This window comes from Moraxella sp. HMSC061H09 (assembly GCF_001809255.1).
GTDB lineage: Bacteria > Pseudomonadota > Gammaproteobacteria > Pseudomonadales > Moraxellaceae > Moraxella > Moraxella catarrhalis.
Genome location: NZ_KV796856.1, coordinates 78,279 through 96,203, shown reverse-complemented (window position 1 = coordinate 96,203; position 17,925 = coordinate 78,279). Strand labels below are relative to the sequence as shown.

Annotated in this window: 16 protein-coding genes and 1 pseudogene; 4 read left to right on the top strand and 13 right to left on the bottom strand. The window is 41.6% G+C overall.

The features are described 5' to 3' along the window. Nucleotides 1-172: 172 nt before the first annotated feature. Nucleotides 173-1,252: pseudogene (gene hppD, locus HMPREF2573_RS06915) on the bottom strand (4-hydroxyphenylpyruvate dioxygenase). A gap of 126 nt (nucleotides 1,253-1,378) precedes the next feature. On the opposite strand from hppD, the gene HMPREF2573_RS06910 reads away from it, so the two are divergent. Both HMPREF2573_RS06910 and HMPREF2573_RS06905 read left to right on the top strand, forming a co-directional pair. Next, nucleotides 1,379-1,531, top strand: coding sequence for a LysR family transcriptional regulator (locus HMPREF2573_RS06910; protein WP_003658048.1), 153 nt, complete (start codon nucleotides 1,379-1,381; stop codon nucleotides 1,529-1,531). Nucleotides 1,532-1,606: 75 nt separating this feature from the next. Next, the gene (locus HMPREF2573_RS06905) at nucleotides 1,607-2,284 is read left to right on the top strand and encodes a LysR substrate-binding domain-containing protein (protein ID WP_003671299.1); all 678 of its coding nucleotides are present in this window, start codon (nucleotides 1,607-1,609) and stop codon (nucleotides 2,282-2,284) included. A gap of 152 nt (nucleotides 2,285-2,436) precedes the next feature. Here HMPREF2573_RS06905 and HMPREF2573_RS06900 read toward each other — a convergent pair whose 3' ends face one another. The 4 genes from HMPREF2573_RS06900 to xthA all read right to left on the bottom strand — a co-directional run bounded on the left by HMPREF2573_RS06900 (nucleotide 2,437) and on the right by xthA (nucleotide 8,701). Next, the gene (locus HMPREF2573_RS06900) at nucleotides 2,437-3,306 is read right to left on the bottom strand and encodes a LysR family transcriptional regulator (RefSeq protein WP_003659866.1); all 870 of its coding nucleotides are present in this window, start codon (nucleotides 3,304-3,306) and stop codon (nucleotides 2,437-2,439) included. Nucleotides 3,307-3,756: 450 nt separating this feature from the next. Beyond that, complete coding sequence (dnaX, locus tag HMPREF2573_RS06895; protein ID WP_070472998.1) at nucleotides 3,757-6,003, bottom strand: DNA polymerase III subunit gamma/tau; 2,247 nt, start codon at nucleotides 6,001-6,003, stop codon at nucleotides 3,757-3,759. Nucleotides 6,004-6,016: 13 nt separating this feature from the next. Beyond that, nucleotides 6,017-7,540 carry a lysine--tRNA ligase gene (gene lysS, locus HMPREF2573_RS06890; RefSeq protein WP_003659869.1) on the bottom strand — a complete coding sequence of 508 codons (1,524 nt, stop codon included), beginning with the start codon at nucleotides 7,538-7,540 and terminating at the stop codon, nucleotides 6,017-6,019. Between the two features lie 345 nt (nucleotides 7,541-7,885). Continuing rightward, on the bottom strand, nucleotides 7,886-8,701 hold the full coding sequence (gene xthA / locus HMPREF2573_RS06885; RefSeq protein WP_003658034.1) for an exodeoxyribonuclease III: 816 nt from the start codon (nucleotides 8,699-8,701) through the stop codon (nucleotides 7,886-7,888). A 191-nt stretch (nucleotides 8,702-8,892) separates the two neighbouring features. On the opposite strand from xthA, the gene HMPREF2573_RS06880 reads away from it, so the two are divergent. After that, the gene (locus tag HMPREF2573_RS06880) at nucleotides 8,893-9,339 is read left to right on the top strand and encodes a thioesterase family protein (RefSeq protein ID WP_003661661.1); all 447 of its coding nucleotides are present in this window, start codon (nucleotides 8,893-8,895) and stop codon (nucleotides 9,337-9,339) included. A gap of 88 nt (nucleotides 9,340-9,427) precedes the next feature. Here the strand turns inward: HMPREF2573_RS06880 and leuB are convergent, their stop codons facing one another. The 4 genes from leuB to leuC form a co-directional block, all read right to left on the bottom strand. Continuing rightward, nucleotides 9,428-10,498 carry a 3-isopropylmalate dehydrogenase gene (leuB, locus tag HMPREF2573_RS06875; protein ID WP_003659874.1) on the bottom strand — a complete coding sequence of 357 codons (1,071 nt, stop codon included), beginning with the start codon at nucleotides 10,496-10,498 and terminating at the stop codon, nucleotides 9,428-9,430. A 24-nt stretch (nucleotides 10,499-10,522) separates the two neighbouring features. Next, the gene (locus tag HMPREF2573_RS06870; protein WP_003659876.1) at nucleotides 10,523-11,008 is read right to left on the bottom strand and encodes a DUF1643 domain-containing protein; all 486 of its coding nucleotides are present in this window, start codon (nucleotides 11,006-11,008) and stop codon (nucleotides 10,523-10,525) included. A 4-nt stretch (nucleotides 11,009-11,012) separates the two neighbouring features. Then, nucleotides 11,013-11,663, bottom strand: a complete 651-nt coding sequence (gene leuD, locus HMPREF2573_RS06865) for a 3-isopropylmalate dehydratase small subunit (protein WP_003663474.1) — start codon at nucleotides 11,661-11,663, stop codon at nucleotides 11,013-11,015. A gap of 159 nt (nucleotides 11,664-11,822) precedes the next feature. Then, a complete protein-coding gene (leuC, locus tag HMPREF2573_RS06860) occupies nucleotides 11,823-13,241 on the bottom strand; it encodes a 3-isopropylmalate dehydratase large subunit (RefSeq protein WP_003658022.1) in 1,419 nt (472 codons plus the stop codon). 237 nt (nucleotides 13,242-13,478) lie between these two features. Here leuC and HMPREF2573_RS06855 point away from each other — a divergent pair, with 237 nt between their 5' ends. Further along, complete coding sequence (locus HMPREF2573_RS06855) at nucleotides 13,479-14,351, top strand: LysR family transcriptional regulator (protein ID WP_003658020.1); 873 nt, start codon at nucleotides 13,479-13,481, stop codon at nucleotides 14,349-14,351. 48 nt (nucleotides 14,352-14,399) lie between these two features. Here the strand turns inward: HMPREF2573_RS06855 and ruvA are convergent, their stop codons facing one another. The 4 genes from ruvA to HMPREF2573_RS06835 form a co-directional block, all read right to left on the bottom strand. Further along, on the bottom strand, nucleotides 14,400-15,014 hold the full coding sequence (gene ruvA, locus HMPREF2573_RS06850) for a Holliday junction branch migration protein RuvA (protein ID WP_070472996.1): 615 nt from the start codon (nucleotides 15,012-15,014) through the stop codon (nucleotides 14,400-14,402). Then, nucleotides 15,011-16,048: a class II fructose-bisphosphate aldolase gene (fba, locus tag HMPREF2573_RS06845; protein WP_003658016.1), complete on the bottom strand. Its 1,038-nt coding sequence runs from the start codon at nucleotides 16,046-16,048 to the stop codon at nucleotides 15,011-15,013. The genes ruvA and fba overlap by 4 nt, the downstream gene beginning before the upstream one ends. Before the next feature lie 123 nt (nucleotides 16,049-16,171). Then, on the bottom strand, nucleotides 16,172-16,462 hold the full coding sequence (locus HMPREF2573_RS06840) for a lipoprotein (RefSeq protein WP_003658014.1): 291 nt from the start codon (nucleotides 16,460-16,462) through the stop codon (nucleotides 16,172-16,174). Nucleotides 16,463-16,620: 158 nt separating this feature from the next. After that, nucleotides 16,621-17,823, bottom strand: a complete 1,203-nt coding sequence (locus tag HMPREF2573_RS06835) for a phosphoglycerate kinase (protein ID WP_003663476.1) — start codon at nucleotides 17,821-17,823, stop codon at nucleotides 16,621-16,623. Between the last annotated feature and the right edge of the window lie 102 nt (nucleotides 17,824-17,925).

Genomic DNA, 17,925 nt, shown 5'->3' with positions numbered 1-17,925 from the left:
AACATGATACAAAAGATAACCAGTTGATATTTTTATATTAAACTTATACCTCTATTTCAAATGATAAAAAATGATAAAATAGGATATGCCAACCATGTATCATATCCTATTTTTAAGACATTTAAAAAATAAAGACAAGATTTTTTATAGGTCGGTACACCCATTCATTTCGTTAAATTTTTAAAGCACCACGGCGAATTTGGTCTCGTTCAAGTGATTCAAATAATGCTTTAAAATTACCTTCACCAAATCCTTCTCGATAATCCCCTTTACGCTGAATAAACTCAAAAAATACGGGCCCAAGTGCTGTTTCTGAAAAAATTTGTAACAATAATCTTGGGTGGCTGTTTTGTGTTGTCCCATCAAGTAAGATACCTTGAGTTTTCAGAGAATCGACATGCTCACCATAATTGGGTAAGCGTTCATCTAGCATCTCATAATAAGTATCATTGGGTGCTGTCATCAAAGGTACGCCTGCTGCTTTTAACTGATCAATCGCATCGGTCAAATTATCAGTTAATAGTGCAATATGCTGAATGCCCTCACCGCCAAATGCCATCAAATATTCTTCAATCTGACCGCCACCTTGTTTAGATTCTTCATTTAAAGGAATGCGAATCAGCCCATCGGGTGCTGTCATAGCACGACTTGTCAGCCCTGTATATTAACCTTTAATATCAAAATAGCGTATTTCTTAGAAGTTAAACAGTTTTTCATAAAACCCTGCCCAATAATCCATGCGTCCAAGATAAACATTATGCGTTAAATGGTCAATGACCTTAAAACCATAACCCACAGGATTAATATCAACCCCATCAATGAACTCAAAATCAATGTCATAAATTGATTTGCCTTCATCAAATCGGTCAATTAAATACAGTGGTGCACCACCAATACCACGAATGGCAGGCAAGCGAAGCTCCATCACCGAAGTTGGTATCTCAACAGGCTTAGCACCCAGCTCAATGGCTCGATGATAAGCATACTGTGCATCACGCACACGAAACGCCATACCGCACGCAGATGGTCCATGTTCTTGAGCAAAATACATTGCTTCTGAATTTGGCTCACGATTGACCATAAAATTAATTCCCCCTTGGCGATATAATAAGACATCTTTTGAGCGATGTTTGGCAACCAGGCTAAAACCCATTTTTTCAAATAATGGCTCAAGTAAATTTGGGGTTGGACTTGCAAATTCCACAAATTCAAAACCGCACAATCCCATTGGGTTTTCAAATAAATCTGCCATAAAATACTCCGTGTTTGGCTGGTGATATTTTTGATAAATGATGCTTGCTAATATGCTGATACTTATCATAAAATAAGTCAATACAGCGTACAAATGGAATTTTTATTATACTTATTGGATACTCCTATGAATATTACTTTTCGCCAGCTTAGAGCATTTGCCAGCATCGCACGACATCACAGTTTTAGTAAAGCTGCAACCGAATTGCATTTGACACAATCATCGCTGAGCGGCTTGATTAAAGAGATGGAAAAAACAGCTGGATACTCGATTGTTTGACCGTACAACACGGCAAATTCATTTGACTGAATCTGGTGAACGGTTTTGCCCCATGCCAATAAGGTGCTTAACGATATGCAACTTATGCGTCATGAGGTCAATGATTTACAAGACTTTCATCAAGGTAAAGTGCGTATTGCAGCACCTCAGCAACTGTCAGCATTCTCGATACCGAGGCTAATTCGCTTGTTTAAAGAAGCGTATCCTGATATTCAAGTCACTTTAATTGATTGCTCAATTGAAGAGGTGGCAAGTCATGTGCAAATGCTAGATGCGGATATTGGGCTTGGACCTGATCTTTTGCATAGTAATGATCTGATACAAACCAAACTGTTTCGGTCGTCTTTTGGGTTGGTGGTGCGTGCAGATCACCCCCTGGCAGATTCAAAGGTTTTGACATGGCAAGATTTGAGCGAAGGTGATTTGATTACCGTGCAAGCACCGTTTGCCGATCATATTCGTGAAAAGTTGACTTTGGATATCTGCACACGCCTATTTCGTAGTGATTACCAAGTTAACTTTTTATCAACGGCTTTGGGCATGGTTAAAGAAGGCTTGGGGATTACCATGACACTTGGCTATGCCAAAACTTGGGTAGACGAGCAAGGTTTGGTCATGATTCCGATTCATGAGCCACAGATTGGGTATGAATTTTTACTGTACAAGCACCGCCAGCGTAGCCAAACGCCAGCGATGAAAAGCTTTGAAAACTTTTTGGTCAAAGCCGCCAAAGATTGGCTGCTGCATATTTAAAAATCTGCTGATACTTATTAAACGCATTCTATTAAGTTTGGCCGTGTCAAAATATTTAAAATGGGTGGAAACATGATATTTATTTTATCCTTTTTATCATATTTCATCCATAAAAAACCCTGCATAATGCAGGGTTTAAAAACTTAATTAAATTAATTCTTAAAGTGCGCTTCAAGTACTTCAATGCACTTTTGTGCCTTGACCGTTGTTTGTTCTTTTGAGATGGTGACAGCGCTCAAAGTCAGTATGGGCAAACTGTGATTTGGTAGGATCTTAACAACTTTACCTGACTCAAGCAACGCCTTAGCATCAACAGCATTGGTCTTGGCAATACCATAGCCCTCGGCAGCCAAGTTTAATGCGATGGCATGATTGTTGGTGATGATTCTTGAGCTTACTCGTACAGACTGCTTACCGTTTGCATCTTTAAACTCGATGCTTTCGCTTGGTTTTTCGCCACAAATAATCATCGTATGCGTTGCCAATGCCTTAACATTTTCTACATCGCCGTGATTTTTGATATATTCTGGTGAAGCAATCAGCATTTGCTCGACAGTCTTTAGGGCGATGCCTTGAGCTTGTTCACTCAATAATAAAGCCACATCAACACGATCTTCAATCATATCCAAATTGTCTCGTGAGATGATATTCAATGATAAATTATCATGCTCAACCAACCAATCAGATAAGGCAGGCAGTAAATAAGCCTTAGCAAGCTCTGGGGTGGTCGCAATACGCAGACTGCCTGAAAGCTCATCTTTTAGCTGAATAACACTGTCACGCCCTTGTTCGGCTGCTTTTACCATTTGAGTGGCTGATGAATACAGACTTTCGCCAGCTTCGGTTAGACTTAGCTTACGGGTTGAGCGATGTAGCAAAGAGACGCCCAAATCATTTTCCAAAGAGCGAATTTGCTGACTTACAGCACTCGTTGTAATGCCAAGCTCTTTGGCTGCACCACTAAATGAACCGTGACGAACGACGCTTGAAAAAACCGCCATACCTCGTAAATTATCCAACATATTTACCTCAAATTATTTAGTTTTATTTAATTAATTTAAATGATTTGAATTTAATAAAAAGCAAATCATAATAGAATTTTAATAAATTTTAATATTATGTTATTAAAATAATGACTAATCAGTCATTTTTAGCATAATTTTATCGTCAAAAAGTCATTATTAAGTTATGATTTGCTTGGTGTTGGACATACAATGCCAAATCCTTTAAATTAAAGATAATTTAATAAGACTCTCAAAAATTATGGTTACCAACTATAAAGGAATTTTAATTTGTTAGCAAGAGATTGTTCAGAAAAAATGTATCTCATTGTAATATTTTTTGCATAACCTTAACAGCTTTTGCGTAACTTTAACAACCCAATGATTGGGCAATATTTGCTTAATATTTTTAAGTTTTTGGGATATATGCCATCATCAGGTATGGAAAAATGTGCTTTATTCACCAAAATTTTAGTCAATAAGTAACTTAGATTGATTGAGCACTGAAGTGCCATCATCGATGATAAAACCACCTTGCCAAAGTGTTTGAAAAACTGGGCTATCAACCAGCTGATGTTGAGCCTGCATCTGCACTTGACGATGACGATCAGATAAGCGAGATTTTGGCACTTCTAACGCACAATCCACCAGTACAGGCTCTAAAGACAGTTTAATTTGTGGGTAATGCTCTAAAAATTTGGCGTGCAAATTCTCAAAACTGGATTGAACTTGAGAGTTAATCTCGGCAACCAATAAACGGCTTTCGCCAGCGATATCACCTGCCATCACACTTGTACTCATCAAGGCAAGTTCATCAGGTGCAAAATGCCCTTCTTCACGTGCCAAATGTACCCAATAGTCCCATTTTTCACTTGTCCAGCCCCCCTCAAGCTCAATTGGAGTTGGCTTTAGCTGCTCAAGCATTTGGGCTTTGGTCATCGGTTGACTGGGCAGGTGTGCCAAAGGCTTTGACGGATTAATATGGTCAAAATGACTGATGGGCTGTTGATCCAAATTGTGTGAAGCTGGCTGATGAGCTGTCAGATCTGCTTGATGTGGTGCTTTTTTATTACTATCAACCTTAGCCAATGCCGCTACTGTAACTGCTGGGACTGACTGCAAATCTTCAGTAAAATCAGCTGTAAGCTCATCGGTATCACTACTATCCGACATAACCGCAAGTGATGGTTCGGTGGCCATTTGGGTGAGTGTATCATGATCACTTGGCGAATCTTCATCAGTTTGCAACAGTTCAGGTGGATCAGACTGGGGCTGTTTTACCCAAAAATTTTCCTCAGATACGGTCAAATTGACGGCTATATTGGTAGATTGTGCTTGATCGGTATGAGCAAATTGGTTAGTATCTTGACCATCTTTTGTATTTACATTGTCATTGTCTAATTGATCTAAGATTAACTCAGTGCCTATCTGTGATGCCAAATCATTCAAATCATCTTGCTTGTCGCTATCAAAATGACTATCGGTAGATAACGCATTAATTTCACCAGCAGCACAGGCTTGATCTTTTAGACCGTCAACGATATCATCAGGCATGTTATTGTGGTTGTCAGCATCCTCTGGCTGCTTTGCTGGCGTATCATTTAAAACAGTCACCTGTCCTTCTGCCAGCGGTCGAAATGCCAACAACCTTAAGATACCCATCTCTAAAGCCTGCATTGGCGTACTTGCCAAGCGAATGCCGTCTCGGCTTTTGATTAAAATTTCATAATACAGTTGCAAGATATCCGAGCTGATGGCAGATGATAAGCGTTTAATTTGATGTGCTTGTTCATCATTCATATCCAAAGGGATATCAGGCAACACCTGCATGAGTGCCATTTGATGAATGCAGTCAATGAGTTCGTCAAAGATTGCAGTAGCATCGACCATTTTATCACGCATATTGGTGATAAGTTGGCTGATTGCCATTCGATCATCGTGGTAAATTGTCTCAATAATCTCAAGCACATCAGTACGATTTACCAATCCAAGCATCGATAAGACCGTATCTGTTTGAATCTGACCACCACCAAAGGCAATCGCTTGATCGGTCAGCGACAGTGCGTCACGCACCGAACCCTTTGCCGCACTTGCCAATTGCCATAAGGCATTTTCTGTAAAAGGGATTTTTTCTGCATCTAATACTTTGGCTAAGTGATCAGACAAACAAGCCTGCGGTAGTGGACGCAGAACAAATTGCAGGCAGCGTGAAATGATCGTAATGGGAAGTTTTTGGGGGTCGGTAGTTGCAAATACAAATTTGACATAGTCTGGTGGCTCTTCTAAAGTCTTCAGCAGTGCATTAAAAGAATGCGTAGATAGCATATGCACTTCATCAATCAAATAGACTTTATAACGACCTTGTACAGGTGGATAAGGGACATTTTCAAGCAGCTCTCTGGTATCTTCAACTTTGGTACGAGAAGCTGCATCAATCTCAATCAGATCCAAAAATCGCCCTTGATCAATGCTAATACAAGTATCGCATACACCGCAAGGCTGACTTGTCATGCCTGTTTCACAGTTTAAGCACTTAGCAAGAATGCGTGCGATGGTCGTTTTACCCACGCCACGAGTTCCAGTGAACAGATACGCATGGTGCAATCTGCCTGTATCAATGGCATTTGACAGTGCTTGGGCAACATGTGATTGACCCAAAAGTTCAGAAAAGTTTTTGGGTCGATATTTTCGGGCTAAGACCTGATATTGCTTATCCATAGGGCAAAGAGGCTTATTTATGACGCATGTGTGGAAATAAAATCACATCACGAATACTGGCAGCGTCAGCAAACAGCATCACAAGACGGTCAATACCAATGCCCTCGCCTGCTGTTGGCGGTAAGCCATATTCAAGTGCCTCAATAAAATCAGCATCATAATGCATGGCTTCATCATCACCAGCATCTTTTTCAGCCACTTGGGCACGGAATCGCTCAGCTTGATCAATTGGATCGTTAAGCTCGCTAAAACCATTGGCAAGCTCACGACCACCAATAAACATCTCAAAGCGATCAGTTACATGTGGATTGGTGTCATTTCGGCGTGCCAAGGGAGAAGTTTCGGCAGGATATTCAGTGATAAAAGTCGGCTGACGCAACTTGGTCTCTACCGTTTCTTCAAAAACGATGGTTTGTAATTTCCCCAGACCAAAACTTGGTTTAACCTCCTGTTTTAATTCATCTTTGACAAATTTTGCCAAAAATTCACGGTCATTGATATCATCGGCACTAAAATCAGAATTGTATTCTAAGATAGCATCAAACATCGTAATTTTCTTAAAAGGACCTTTAAAGCTAAACACTTCACCTTGATACGATACATCAGTCGATCCCAAAATATCCATCGCCAATGTCTCAAGCATACGCTCAGTCAAGGCCATCAAATCCTTATAATCAGCATAAGCTTGATAAAACTCAATCATCGTAAATTCAGGGTTGTGGCGTGTTGAAACCCCTTCATTACGGAAGTTACGGTTAATTTCAAACACACGATCAAAGCCACCAACAACCAATCGCTTAAGATACAGTTCAGGTGCAATACGCAAATAAAGCTGCATATCCAATGCATTATGATGCGTCACAAAAGGGCGTGCAGACGCACCACCTGGAATCACATGCATCATCGGTGTTTCTACTTCCATAAAGCGTTCTTGGGTCAAAAATGCACGGATACCCGCCACTACTTTGGCACGGATGGCAAATGTGTTTCGTGTCTCTTCATTGACCATCAAATCCAAATAACGCTTGCGATATTTGACTTCTGTATCAGTCAAGCCATGAAATTTATCAGGCAATGGGCGTAAAGATTTGGTCAATAACTCAAATGCTTCAAGATGCACATACAAGTCTCCCTTGCCTGAACGCCCAATATAGCCACTTGCCGCCACGATATCACCCAAATCCAATGACTTAATCAGCTCAAGCGTCTCACTTGGTAAGCCTTTACGATCCACATATAACTGAATGCGGTCGGTCATGTCTTGGATCACAATGAACGAGCCACGATTGAGCATCACACGACCTGCAACCTTAGCATATACCTTATCCCCACTTTCAATGGTAGCTTTATCAACGCCATCAAACTGTGCTTGCAAATCACCACAATAGTTCTTGGGCTTAAAGGTATTAGGATAAGCACTTTTGCCTGCTTGCTTGGCTTTTTGTTGTAAGGCGTCCAGTTTTGTACGACGCTGTGCGATTAGCTCATTTTCCGAAATGGCGGCTTCGTTACGCTGTGGTTGATTTTGCGAACTCATAATATACCCAATATGCAATTTTTTAATGTGTGAATTTGATAAAAATTCAATAAAAATATACCAAGTATTGTAACAGATTATTCAAAATCAATCATCAAGATTTTGCCAAATTTTTAGTACCAATCACGATAAATAAATATTTGGCAAGTACCAAAAAACTTGTTATGATGATTAAAGTTCTTCAAAAGTTAAGCTTCGCTAAGTTTAGACGCTAGTTCAGATTAAGGAGATATTTGCATGATTAAATCATTTGGTGTAGATGTGTTTTCTGTTAATAGCCTTAAGTTCATCAGTTTTATCCAGCCAATCATGTGTCAGACCGATACTGTCCTTGATACGCATATTTTATAGATTAAATTTTGCCCAAATGGGTGCGTGATCTGATGGCTTATCCATTGCACGGATATCATAGCTAATGCCTGCTGCCACACAGTCATTTTTTAGAGTATCTGTACATAAAATATGGTCAATGCGTAGCCCACGCTTAGGCGTATCCTCAAATCCTCGTGAGCGATAATCAAACCAGCTAAACTCATCATGACTTTTTGGATAAAACAAGCGATAAGTATCCGTCAAACCTGTAGACATCAGCATCTGATACCACGCACGCTCTTCGGGTAAAAATGAGCAAGTCCCTTTGGCAAGCCATCGCTTGGCATTGGCTGCACCGATGCCCACATCAATATCCTCTGGTGAGATATTCATATCCCCCATGATAATCAGCTCACGACCATCAGCCTGAAGTTCATCAATATAGCGATTGAGATCGGCATAAAATTCACGCTTCATAGGGAATTTGATTTCATGACTGCGGTTTTCACCTTGGGGAAAATATCCGTTTAACACATCGATACTCCGCCCATCAAAATCATAGCGTGCGTGAATCAAGCGGCGTTGTGCGTCATCATGCCCAAAAGGAAAGCCCTTTTGGACAAATGTTGGTGCAATCTTAGACGCCAATGCTACACCGTAATGCGACTTTTGACCAAAAAATTCGACATGATAGCCCAAATCTTGTACCATGTTTACTGGAAAAAGTGCATCATGTACTTTGGTTTCTTGTAAGCCAATAATATCTGCACCCAAAATATCTCTGATTGCCTCAAGTTGATGCGGTCTTGCACGCAGCCCATTAATATTAAAACTGACAAATGTCGTCATTATTTTCTCTTTAAATGTGTATTTTTTGATGATTTGGTATTGTAACAATTTTTGATGAGATTTTGTGAACTTTATACATCCTAAAACGAAATACCAGACACAAACTGGTAAGCGTTTATTAAACAGTGTACAATGATTGGGGGATTGGTTACTTGACCCAATCGTATTGTTTGGATAATTATGGCAAAGTTATGGTAAATTTTCAAAAAACTTATAAGGTGTATATCAATCATACGGATGCTGGCGGTATCGTCTATCATGCCAATCATTTGGTATTTTTTGAAAATTGTCGGCGTGATTGGCTGACGACACTTGGCTATGATGGTTATTTTCTAAGCCTAGATGACGACGCTAATAAAGAATCACGCAAAGCGGTGCATTTTGTGGTAAGTCATGCAGACATTACATATCACACGCCTTTGCTGGTTGATGATGAGCTGGCAGTAACGGTTGATGAGGTGCGTATTAGACCAGCCAGCTTGATGATACATCAAAGTATTTATCGCCCCAATCAAAACAAGCCTGCCACAACAGCGACAATCACTTTAGCTTGTGTCATCAATGACAAAAAAACGATTCGCCCCCACCGTTTGCCCAAAAAATTTGTCCAGACACTGATCAGTGCAACTGCCGTATGATCAGCCGCTACCATTGGCAACTTAAAATAAGTCGCCAGTATAATGTAAGGCATGATTGTCACTCAATGGCTTATTTTCTTACCCAAAATCACAGTGCATTAAGAACCGCCTCACCCATCTCATCACAAGACACAAGCGTCGTGCCATCTTCATAAATATCCGCTGTACGATAGCCTTGCTCTAACACTTTTTGTACCGCCCGCTCAATCTGTACCGCTCGCTGTTCATCATTTAGGCTATATCTGACCAACATGGCAAGCGATAATATGGTCGCCAGTGGATTTGCCTTATCTTGCCCTGCAATGTCAGGGGCAGAGCCATGAGACGGCTCGTACAAACCTTTGCCTGTCTCGTTTAGGCTTGCTGATGGCAACATGCCAATAGAGCCTGTGAGCATAGACGCTTGGTCGGACAAAATATCGCCAAAGATATTGCCTGTAGCAATCACATCAAACTGCTTGGGATTTTTGACCAATTGCATGGCAGCATTATCCACATACATATGACTAAGCTCAACCTCTGGATAGTCTTTGCCAACTTCGGTAAAAATCTGCCGCCAAAGTTCGGTGGTTTCTAACACATTGGCTTTATCCACACTGCACAGTTTGCCACGGCGTTTTTGGGCAGCCTCAAAGGACACTTTGGCAATGCGGCGAATCTCACTTTCGCCATAACGCATGGTATTAAAGCCCTCACGCTCGCCATTGTCAAGGGTTACAATGCCCCGTGGTTCACCAAAATAAATGTCCCCTGTCAATTCTCTGACAATTAAGATATCAAGCCCTGCCACAACCTCAGGTTTTAATGTAGAAGCATCCGCCAGTTCTTTATACAAAATTGCAGGGCGTAAATTGGCAAATAAATTTAAATCCTTGCGAATGGCAAGCAGTCCACGCTCAGGACGCAATGGGCGGTCAAGGTCATCGTACTTAGGCGAACCAACCGCCCCCAATAACACCGCATCAGCTTTTTGTACGATTTCTTGGGTTTGGCTTGGATATGGCAAGCCATAAGTGTCATAGGCTTCACCGCCCAGTTTGGCGTATTTATAGGACACATCAAGCCCTTGCTCAATGAGTTTATCTAACACTTTGACAGCTTGGGCAACAATTTCAGGCCCAATACCATCGCCGTTTAGAATTGCGATTTTTTTGGTCATGATATTTCCTTGTTGAATAAAATCTTAAATATATTCAATCCAATCTTTTTCACCACTGGCATATAATGGGTGTTTTGGCTGTCCTGATTTATTTTTATCAAGACAATAAATTGGCTTATCTTTAACATGGTTTTTTAAGAGTTCAAGCACTTCTTTATCACGCCCTAAATAAGAACCGTCATTACCCCAACAAACCACCACTGCATTAACTTCCGTCAATACGTCTTTAATTCGCTCGTCAGTTAAAGAACCTACCAAATAATCTTTTTCGCCAACTAATTGATTGGGGTCAGTAGCACGATAAGCAAATAAATTCACCATAATTAAACCATCAAAATTTTCACGCTTGGCAAAGCCAATACATCTCGTTAATGTAGGGTCGTCTATTTCTGCATCGGCTATGGAAGGATTTAAACCAATAAAAAGAACAAAATTATTACCGTTATTCCATTGTCTTTTTAATTGGTATCTATATTTACCACACTCTGAAATTTCTGCACTTTTAGTCATAATATTAAGCCCCCAATTCTTTAAACACCCACGGTCTGTCCGCTTTGGATTTTTCTTCAAAAGCTTTAATGTCATCGGCGTGTTGCAAAGTCAAGCCAATATCGTCCAAACCATTTAACAAACAATGCTTACGAAATTCGTCCACGTCAAAAGCATATTCTTTACCGCTTGGGCTGATGACTTTTTGATTTTGTAAATCTACCGTCAGCTGATAACCGACATTGGCAAAACATTCGTTAAATAAGTCATCAACATCGCTTTCGCTTAGCACAACAGGTAACATGCCATTTTTAAAACAGTTATTATAAAAAATATCGGCAAAACTTGGGGCAATCACGGTGCGAAAGCCATATTCTTCCAATGCCCACGGAGCGTGTTCACGGCTAGACCCACAGCCAAAGTTTTTGCGAGCAAGTAAAATGGTTGCCCCAGCATAGCGGGCTTGGTTTAACACAAAATCAGGGTTTTTGGGACGCTTATTAATGTCTTGCCCCAAAAATCCTTCGTCCAAATAACGCAGTTCATCAAATAAATTATCGCCAAAGCCTGTGCGTTTGATGGATTTTAAAAACTGCTTGGGGATAATCAAATCGGTATCCACATTTGAGCGGTCAAGTGGGGCAACGATGCCCTGTTCGGTGGTGTATTTTTCCATGATTGTCTCCAAAAAATGGTTATTTTTAATCAATTAATCCACATGACAGATGCGCCGATGAGCTGATGATTGAAAGACCATTAAAATCAGCTGGCCAACGCTCTTTGATGCCAAACGACTTTTTAACCAGTGATTAGCTGCTCTAAATGATTTTGAGTGCTAAAATGTCCGCACATCCACAAAATGCCCTGCAATTGCCGCTGCTGCTGCCATGATAGGAGATACCAAATGCGTGCGTCCACCATTGCCTTGACGACCTTCAAAGTTGCGGTTGGATGTACTGGCACAATGCTCGCCAGCTTGTAGTTTATCAGCATTCATGGCAAGGCACATAGAACAGCCCGGTTCACGCCATTCAAAGCCTGCATCCATAAAGATTTTATCCAGCCCTTCTTGTTCGGCTTGTGCTTTGACCAGTCCTGAGCCTGCCACAACCATCGCTTGCTTGATGCTTGGAGCGACTTTGTGACCCTTAACAACTTCTGCTGCTGCACGAATGTCCTCGATGCGTGAGTTGGTGCAAGAGCCGATAAACACACGGTCAAGCACAATATCGGACAAGGGCTGTCCTGCTGTCAAGCCCATGTATTGATAAGCTCGCATCCAGTCATTACGCTGCACATCGTCTCGTGCCATATCCAGCGTTGGCACATTTTGCGAAACTGCAATCACCATCTCAGGCGAGGTTCCCCAAGACACTTGTGGCTCAATCTCATCACCGTTTAGCACAACTACCGCATCAAAATGGGCATCATCATCAGAATGTAGTGTGTTCCAATAGGTTACCGCACGCTCCCAATCATCGCCTGTTGGGGCATAAGGTCGGTCTTTGACATAGTCAATGGTCTTATCATCCACCGCCACAAGACCAACCCTAGCACCGCCCTCTATTGCCATATTACACACAGTCATACGCCCCTCAATGGACATATCACAAAACACCTGTCCGCCAAATTCTATGGCATAGCCTGTCCCCCCTGCCGTGCCAATTTTAGCGATGATGGCAAGCACGACATCTTTTGGGGTAACGCCTTTGCCCAATTTGCCATCCACACGCACCAGCATGTTTTTCATTTTTTTGGCAACCAAACATTGGGTCGCAAGCACATGTTCAACCTCTGATGTACCAATGCCATGAGCCAAACAGCCCAATGCCCCATGCGTGGCAGTATGACTATCACCGCACACCACGGTCATACCAGGCAAAGTCAAACCCTGCTCTGGCCCGACCACATGCACGATGCCTTGGCGAATGTCATTGATGCCAAACTGCATGACATTAAAAGATTTACAATTATCATCAAGGGTTTTGACTTGAATGCGAGATGTGTCATCGGCTATTCCTGCCATGCCCTGCTTACGCTCCATAAGTGAGGTGGGTACATTATGGTCAGGGGTTGCGATATTGGCAGACAACCGCCAAGGCGTGCGACCGTTTAGTGCCAAACCTTCAAAGGCCTGAGGCGAGGTCACTTCATGTAAAAGCTGACGGTCAATGTAGATGAGCGATGAACCATCATCACGCTGTCTGACCAAATGGTCATCCCAAAGTTTGTCGTATAAGGTTTTGCCTGCCATTTTATTCTCCAACACTGTCATGGACTGGGTAATTTTGCCATTATAGCATACTTTTAGAATAACAATAATTTATAATTTTTATAAATTTGAAAACTTTTTGGAATTAAAAGTTTGGCCATTAAACTAACCGTAATAATAATCATTCCCTAAAATTTTTATTGCAAAACTTTTTGGAATATATTAAGCTATGATTAATACAGCAATATGCTGACATTTATTGATATGTTGGGTTGAGCGATGAATACCACAAATCTTGCCACTTTTGTTGCAGTTATGCAGACAGGCAGCATCTCTAGTGCTGCCGAAAAGCTTTATATTACGCAACCTGCTGTAAGTAAGCGTATTAAGAATCTTGAAGATGAATTTGGGACGGCGTTGTTTGATACGGTTGGTCGTAGCATTATCCCAACGGCTGCTGCATATGATTTACTACCCTTTGTACGGCGGTGGCTGGATGACTATGAAGCCTGCAAAGCAAGCTTGCAACATGCCAAAGAAGTTGCTTCTGGTCGATTAGTCATTGGCACCAGCCATCATATTGGACTGCATCATCTTGCGCACGTACTCAAACGATTCATTCAGACTTATCCAGCGGTTCAGCTTGAAGTTCGGTTTGTGGATTCTGAAGAAGCTCATAAGGCAGTACTTGAAGGTGAAATTTCTTTGGCTTTTTTGACTCTGCCACCGACTTTTGACAGACGCCTTAATTATCATACCTTATGGAGCGACCCATTATATTTTGTAACAGGTACACTCAGTCCATTGGCTCAAAAATCCAAGGTCAGCTTACTTCAGTTGGCACACTATCCAGCAATTTTACCAGCTGCCAATACATTCACCAGCCAAATTACCTTAGCTGAGTTTGCCAAGCATAATTTGCGTCCTTATGCAACGATGAGCACCAATCCGCTCGAGTCCATTCGTATGCTCGTCTCGGTCGGCTTGGGCTGGTCAGTATTGCCTGAAACGCTGATTAACCAAGATTTGATTAAAATTGATATGGCAGAAAATATCGAACTTCAAAGACATTTAGGCTTAGTCACCAATCCCAATTTGACTCGATCCGCCAGTATGCAAGCGTTATTATCCATGCTATCCATTAATGATTAATAAAAACCAGCCACATGCTTTGGCTGGTTTTTATTAATCATATCGCAATTAGAACCCCGAAAGCTGACGCAGTGCTGCTTTTAGAAGATCAGAAGTATTATTTTTAGCATCAGATTGGGCGTTTTTTATGGCCACTTGTGCTTCTTTTTCCTTATAACCCAAATTCATCAAAGCACTTTCAACCTCAGCAATGATTAACATGGAATTATCGGCAGGGTGATTAAATAAACCCTCTGCTGTCATTGGGTGCATTTCGCCAAACTCATTGAGCTTACCCTTTAAATCAAGCAAAATACGCTGAGCAGTTTTTTTGCCAATGCCCGGTACACGCACCAAAGCTGCATCATAATCTGTTTCAATAGCGTGTTTAATCTCGGCAACGCTTAGGGTTGAAAGCATTGCTAACGCCATTTTAGCACCTACGCCGTTAATTTTGATCAGCTTTCTAAAAATATCACGATCATGACGATCCATAAAACCAAACAAATTTATGGCATCTTCTCGGACATGATGATGTACATAGACAGCGGTCTGAGCGCCAATGGTCAGCTGACAAAAGCTAGGTATGGGCAACTCAATTTCATAACCCACGCCATTTGAGGTCAAAATACAAGCAATAGGTGCATTAAGATACTGCACCTGTCCTGAGATCATACCGATCATTGATAATAATCAACCATTTTTTCTAAGCTGATTGGACGAATCTTGCTTGCGTTACCTGCAGCACCAAAAGCTTCGTAGCGAGCAACACAAATCTCCTCCATTGCCTTCATTGAAGCTGTCAAATATTTGCGTGGATCAAACTCTGCTGGATGGTCGTTCAAAAATTTACGAACCGCACCTGTACTTGCCAAGCGTAAGTCGGTATCGATATTAATTTTACGCACACCGTGCTTGATCGCCTCAACCAATTGCTCAACAGGAACGCCATAAGTTTCGCCAATATTACCACCGTTTTCGTTGATAATTTTTAGCCACTCTTGAGGTACTGAGCTTGAACCATGCATAACGATATGAGTGTTTGGCAAAGCTTCGTGAATTTCTTTGATACGGTCAATCGCCAAAATATCGCCTGTTGGTGGGCGAGTGAATTTGTAAGCACCATGAGAAGTACCGACCGCAATGGCAAGTGCATCCACATTGGTATCGGCAACAAATTGGCGTGCTTCTTCTACAGAAGTTAGTAATTGACTGTGATCCAAGACGCCTTCAGCGCCCACACCATCTTCCTCGCCTGCCATACCAGTTTCAAGACTGCCAAGCACACCAATCTCACCTTCAACAGACACACCACAAGCATGTGCCATCTTAACAACTTCTCTTGTGACGGCAACATTGTACTCATAATCAGCTGGAGTCTTGCCATCTTCACGCAATGATCCATCCATCATGACGGAACTAAATCCCAACTGAATGGAACGCTGACAGACTGCGGGGCTAGTACCATGGTCCTGATGCATAACCACAGGAATATGGGGCCACTCTTCAATCGCCGATAAAATCAAATGACGCAAAAATGGTGCACCAGCATATTTGCGTGCACCTGCCGAAGCTTGTACAATGACAGGAGAGTCTGTCTTATCGGCAGCCATCATGATGGCACGCATTTGCTCTAGGTTATTGACATTAAACGCTGGCAAACCATAGCTATGCTCGCCTGCGTGGTCTAATAATTGGCGTAATGAAACCAATGCCATCATACTCTCCTAAAATAATCAAAAAATATCGGTGAATTATACCATAAGCAAAGATTATACACCAAGTTAATTATACTCAAAAAGCCGATATCAAAGGATAACTTTAAGTATGTGTCGAACAAATTAATACTGTTGGTCTTCAGGTGCTTTGGCTTCGGCAGATTGCTCATTGGCAGTCACTTCGTTAACGGCGGCACCAAGGTTTTTGGCAGCATTAGAAGCTGTTTCTGCAGCATTCTCAACAGCGTTACCTGTCGCCTGTGCTGCCGCTTCTGCTTCCTGGGCGACAACAGTAGCATTTGCTTTGGTATCCTCAGCGACCGATGATGCAGCTTGACTGGCTGAATCTTGAGTTTGTTGACTGCAGGCAGCCAATAAAATAGCAAAAACAGCGGCAGGTAGGATTTTTTTCATGTGTTATTCTCTCTTGTGTGTTTTGAAATGACGAAAGTTGTCAAATATGACTAGTTTAGTCAGCCAACTTGCATTTGACAAGCCCTAAATTTAATAATACAACAAAAAATAATAGAGCTTGTAACAATGCCTTAAGTTTAAATATATTAAATTAATAATTAATCATATGCTAACTTAAGTGCTGCGATTGCAGGTAGGGTTTTGCCCTCTACAAACTCTAAAAAAGCACCGCCGCCTGTGGATAGATAACTGACATCATCTGCTACTTGGTATTTATCAATCGCTGCCAATGTATCGCCACCACCTGCAATGCTAAATCCTGATGAGTCTTTGACAGCCATTGCTAGCACTTGTGTGCCTGTGCCAAATTTATCAACCTCAAAGACGCCCACAGGCCCATTCCATAAAATGGTAGCAGCCTTATGAATATGCTTGGCAATCTCATCGGCACTTGCTTTTGAGATATCCAAAATCATGTCCGTATCATTAAGTTCATCGACAGGCTTAACCGTTGCTGCTGTCCTCTCAAGTGAACCTAAAAAGTCATCAAAATCAATCTCATTTTTGTCAGCCACCACCACTTCAGATGGCAACAAAATATTGGTTTTCTTCATGATTTGTTTAGCGGTATCAATCAAATCAGGCTCATATAATGATGCACCCACATTCACGCCTGTTGCAGCCAAAAAAGTATTGGCGATACCACCGCCAACGACGATACTGTCACATTTTTGAGCAAGGCTTGTCAGTACATCAAGCTTGGTTGAGACTTTGGAGCCGCCAACAATTGCAAGCACTGGTGCGGCAGGATTATCAAGCGCTCGAGACAGAGCGTTTAACTCCTCGGTTAATAAATTACCCGAACAAACCTGCTTGCCTTGCTCAATAGCAGCACGAATGACGCCTTCGGTTGATGCTTGGGCACGGTGTGCAGCACCAAAAGCATCCATCACAAAAATATCACAAAGATTGGCGTAAGCATTTGATAGTTCATCAGAATTTTTCTTCTCGCCAACATTAAAGCGTACATTTTCAAGTAAAACCAATTCGCCTACTGCCACTTCTATGCCATCTAGATACTCGGCCTCAAAGCGTACGGGTGCATCTAAATGCTTTGACAAATAGTCAGCAACAGGTGCCAGCGAATATTTTTGGTCAGGCTCACCCTCGGTTGGCCGGCCCAAATGTGATGCGACTAAGACCGCAGCACCTTTTGCTAAGGCATCTTTTAGGGTTGGTAAAGCGGCTTGTAGTCGCACATCGCTGGCGATGACACCATCTTTAATGGGGACATTCAAGTCCTCACGAATTAACACACGCTTGCCTGCCAAGTCCAACGCTTTCATGGTTAAGATTGCCATAAATATCCTTTGCTTAACTTAAAAATAATTTAAAAAATTTAGATATAAAATCCAAAACCAACAACAAATTATAAATGAAATTTTGGGTCATTGGCAACCATC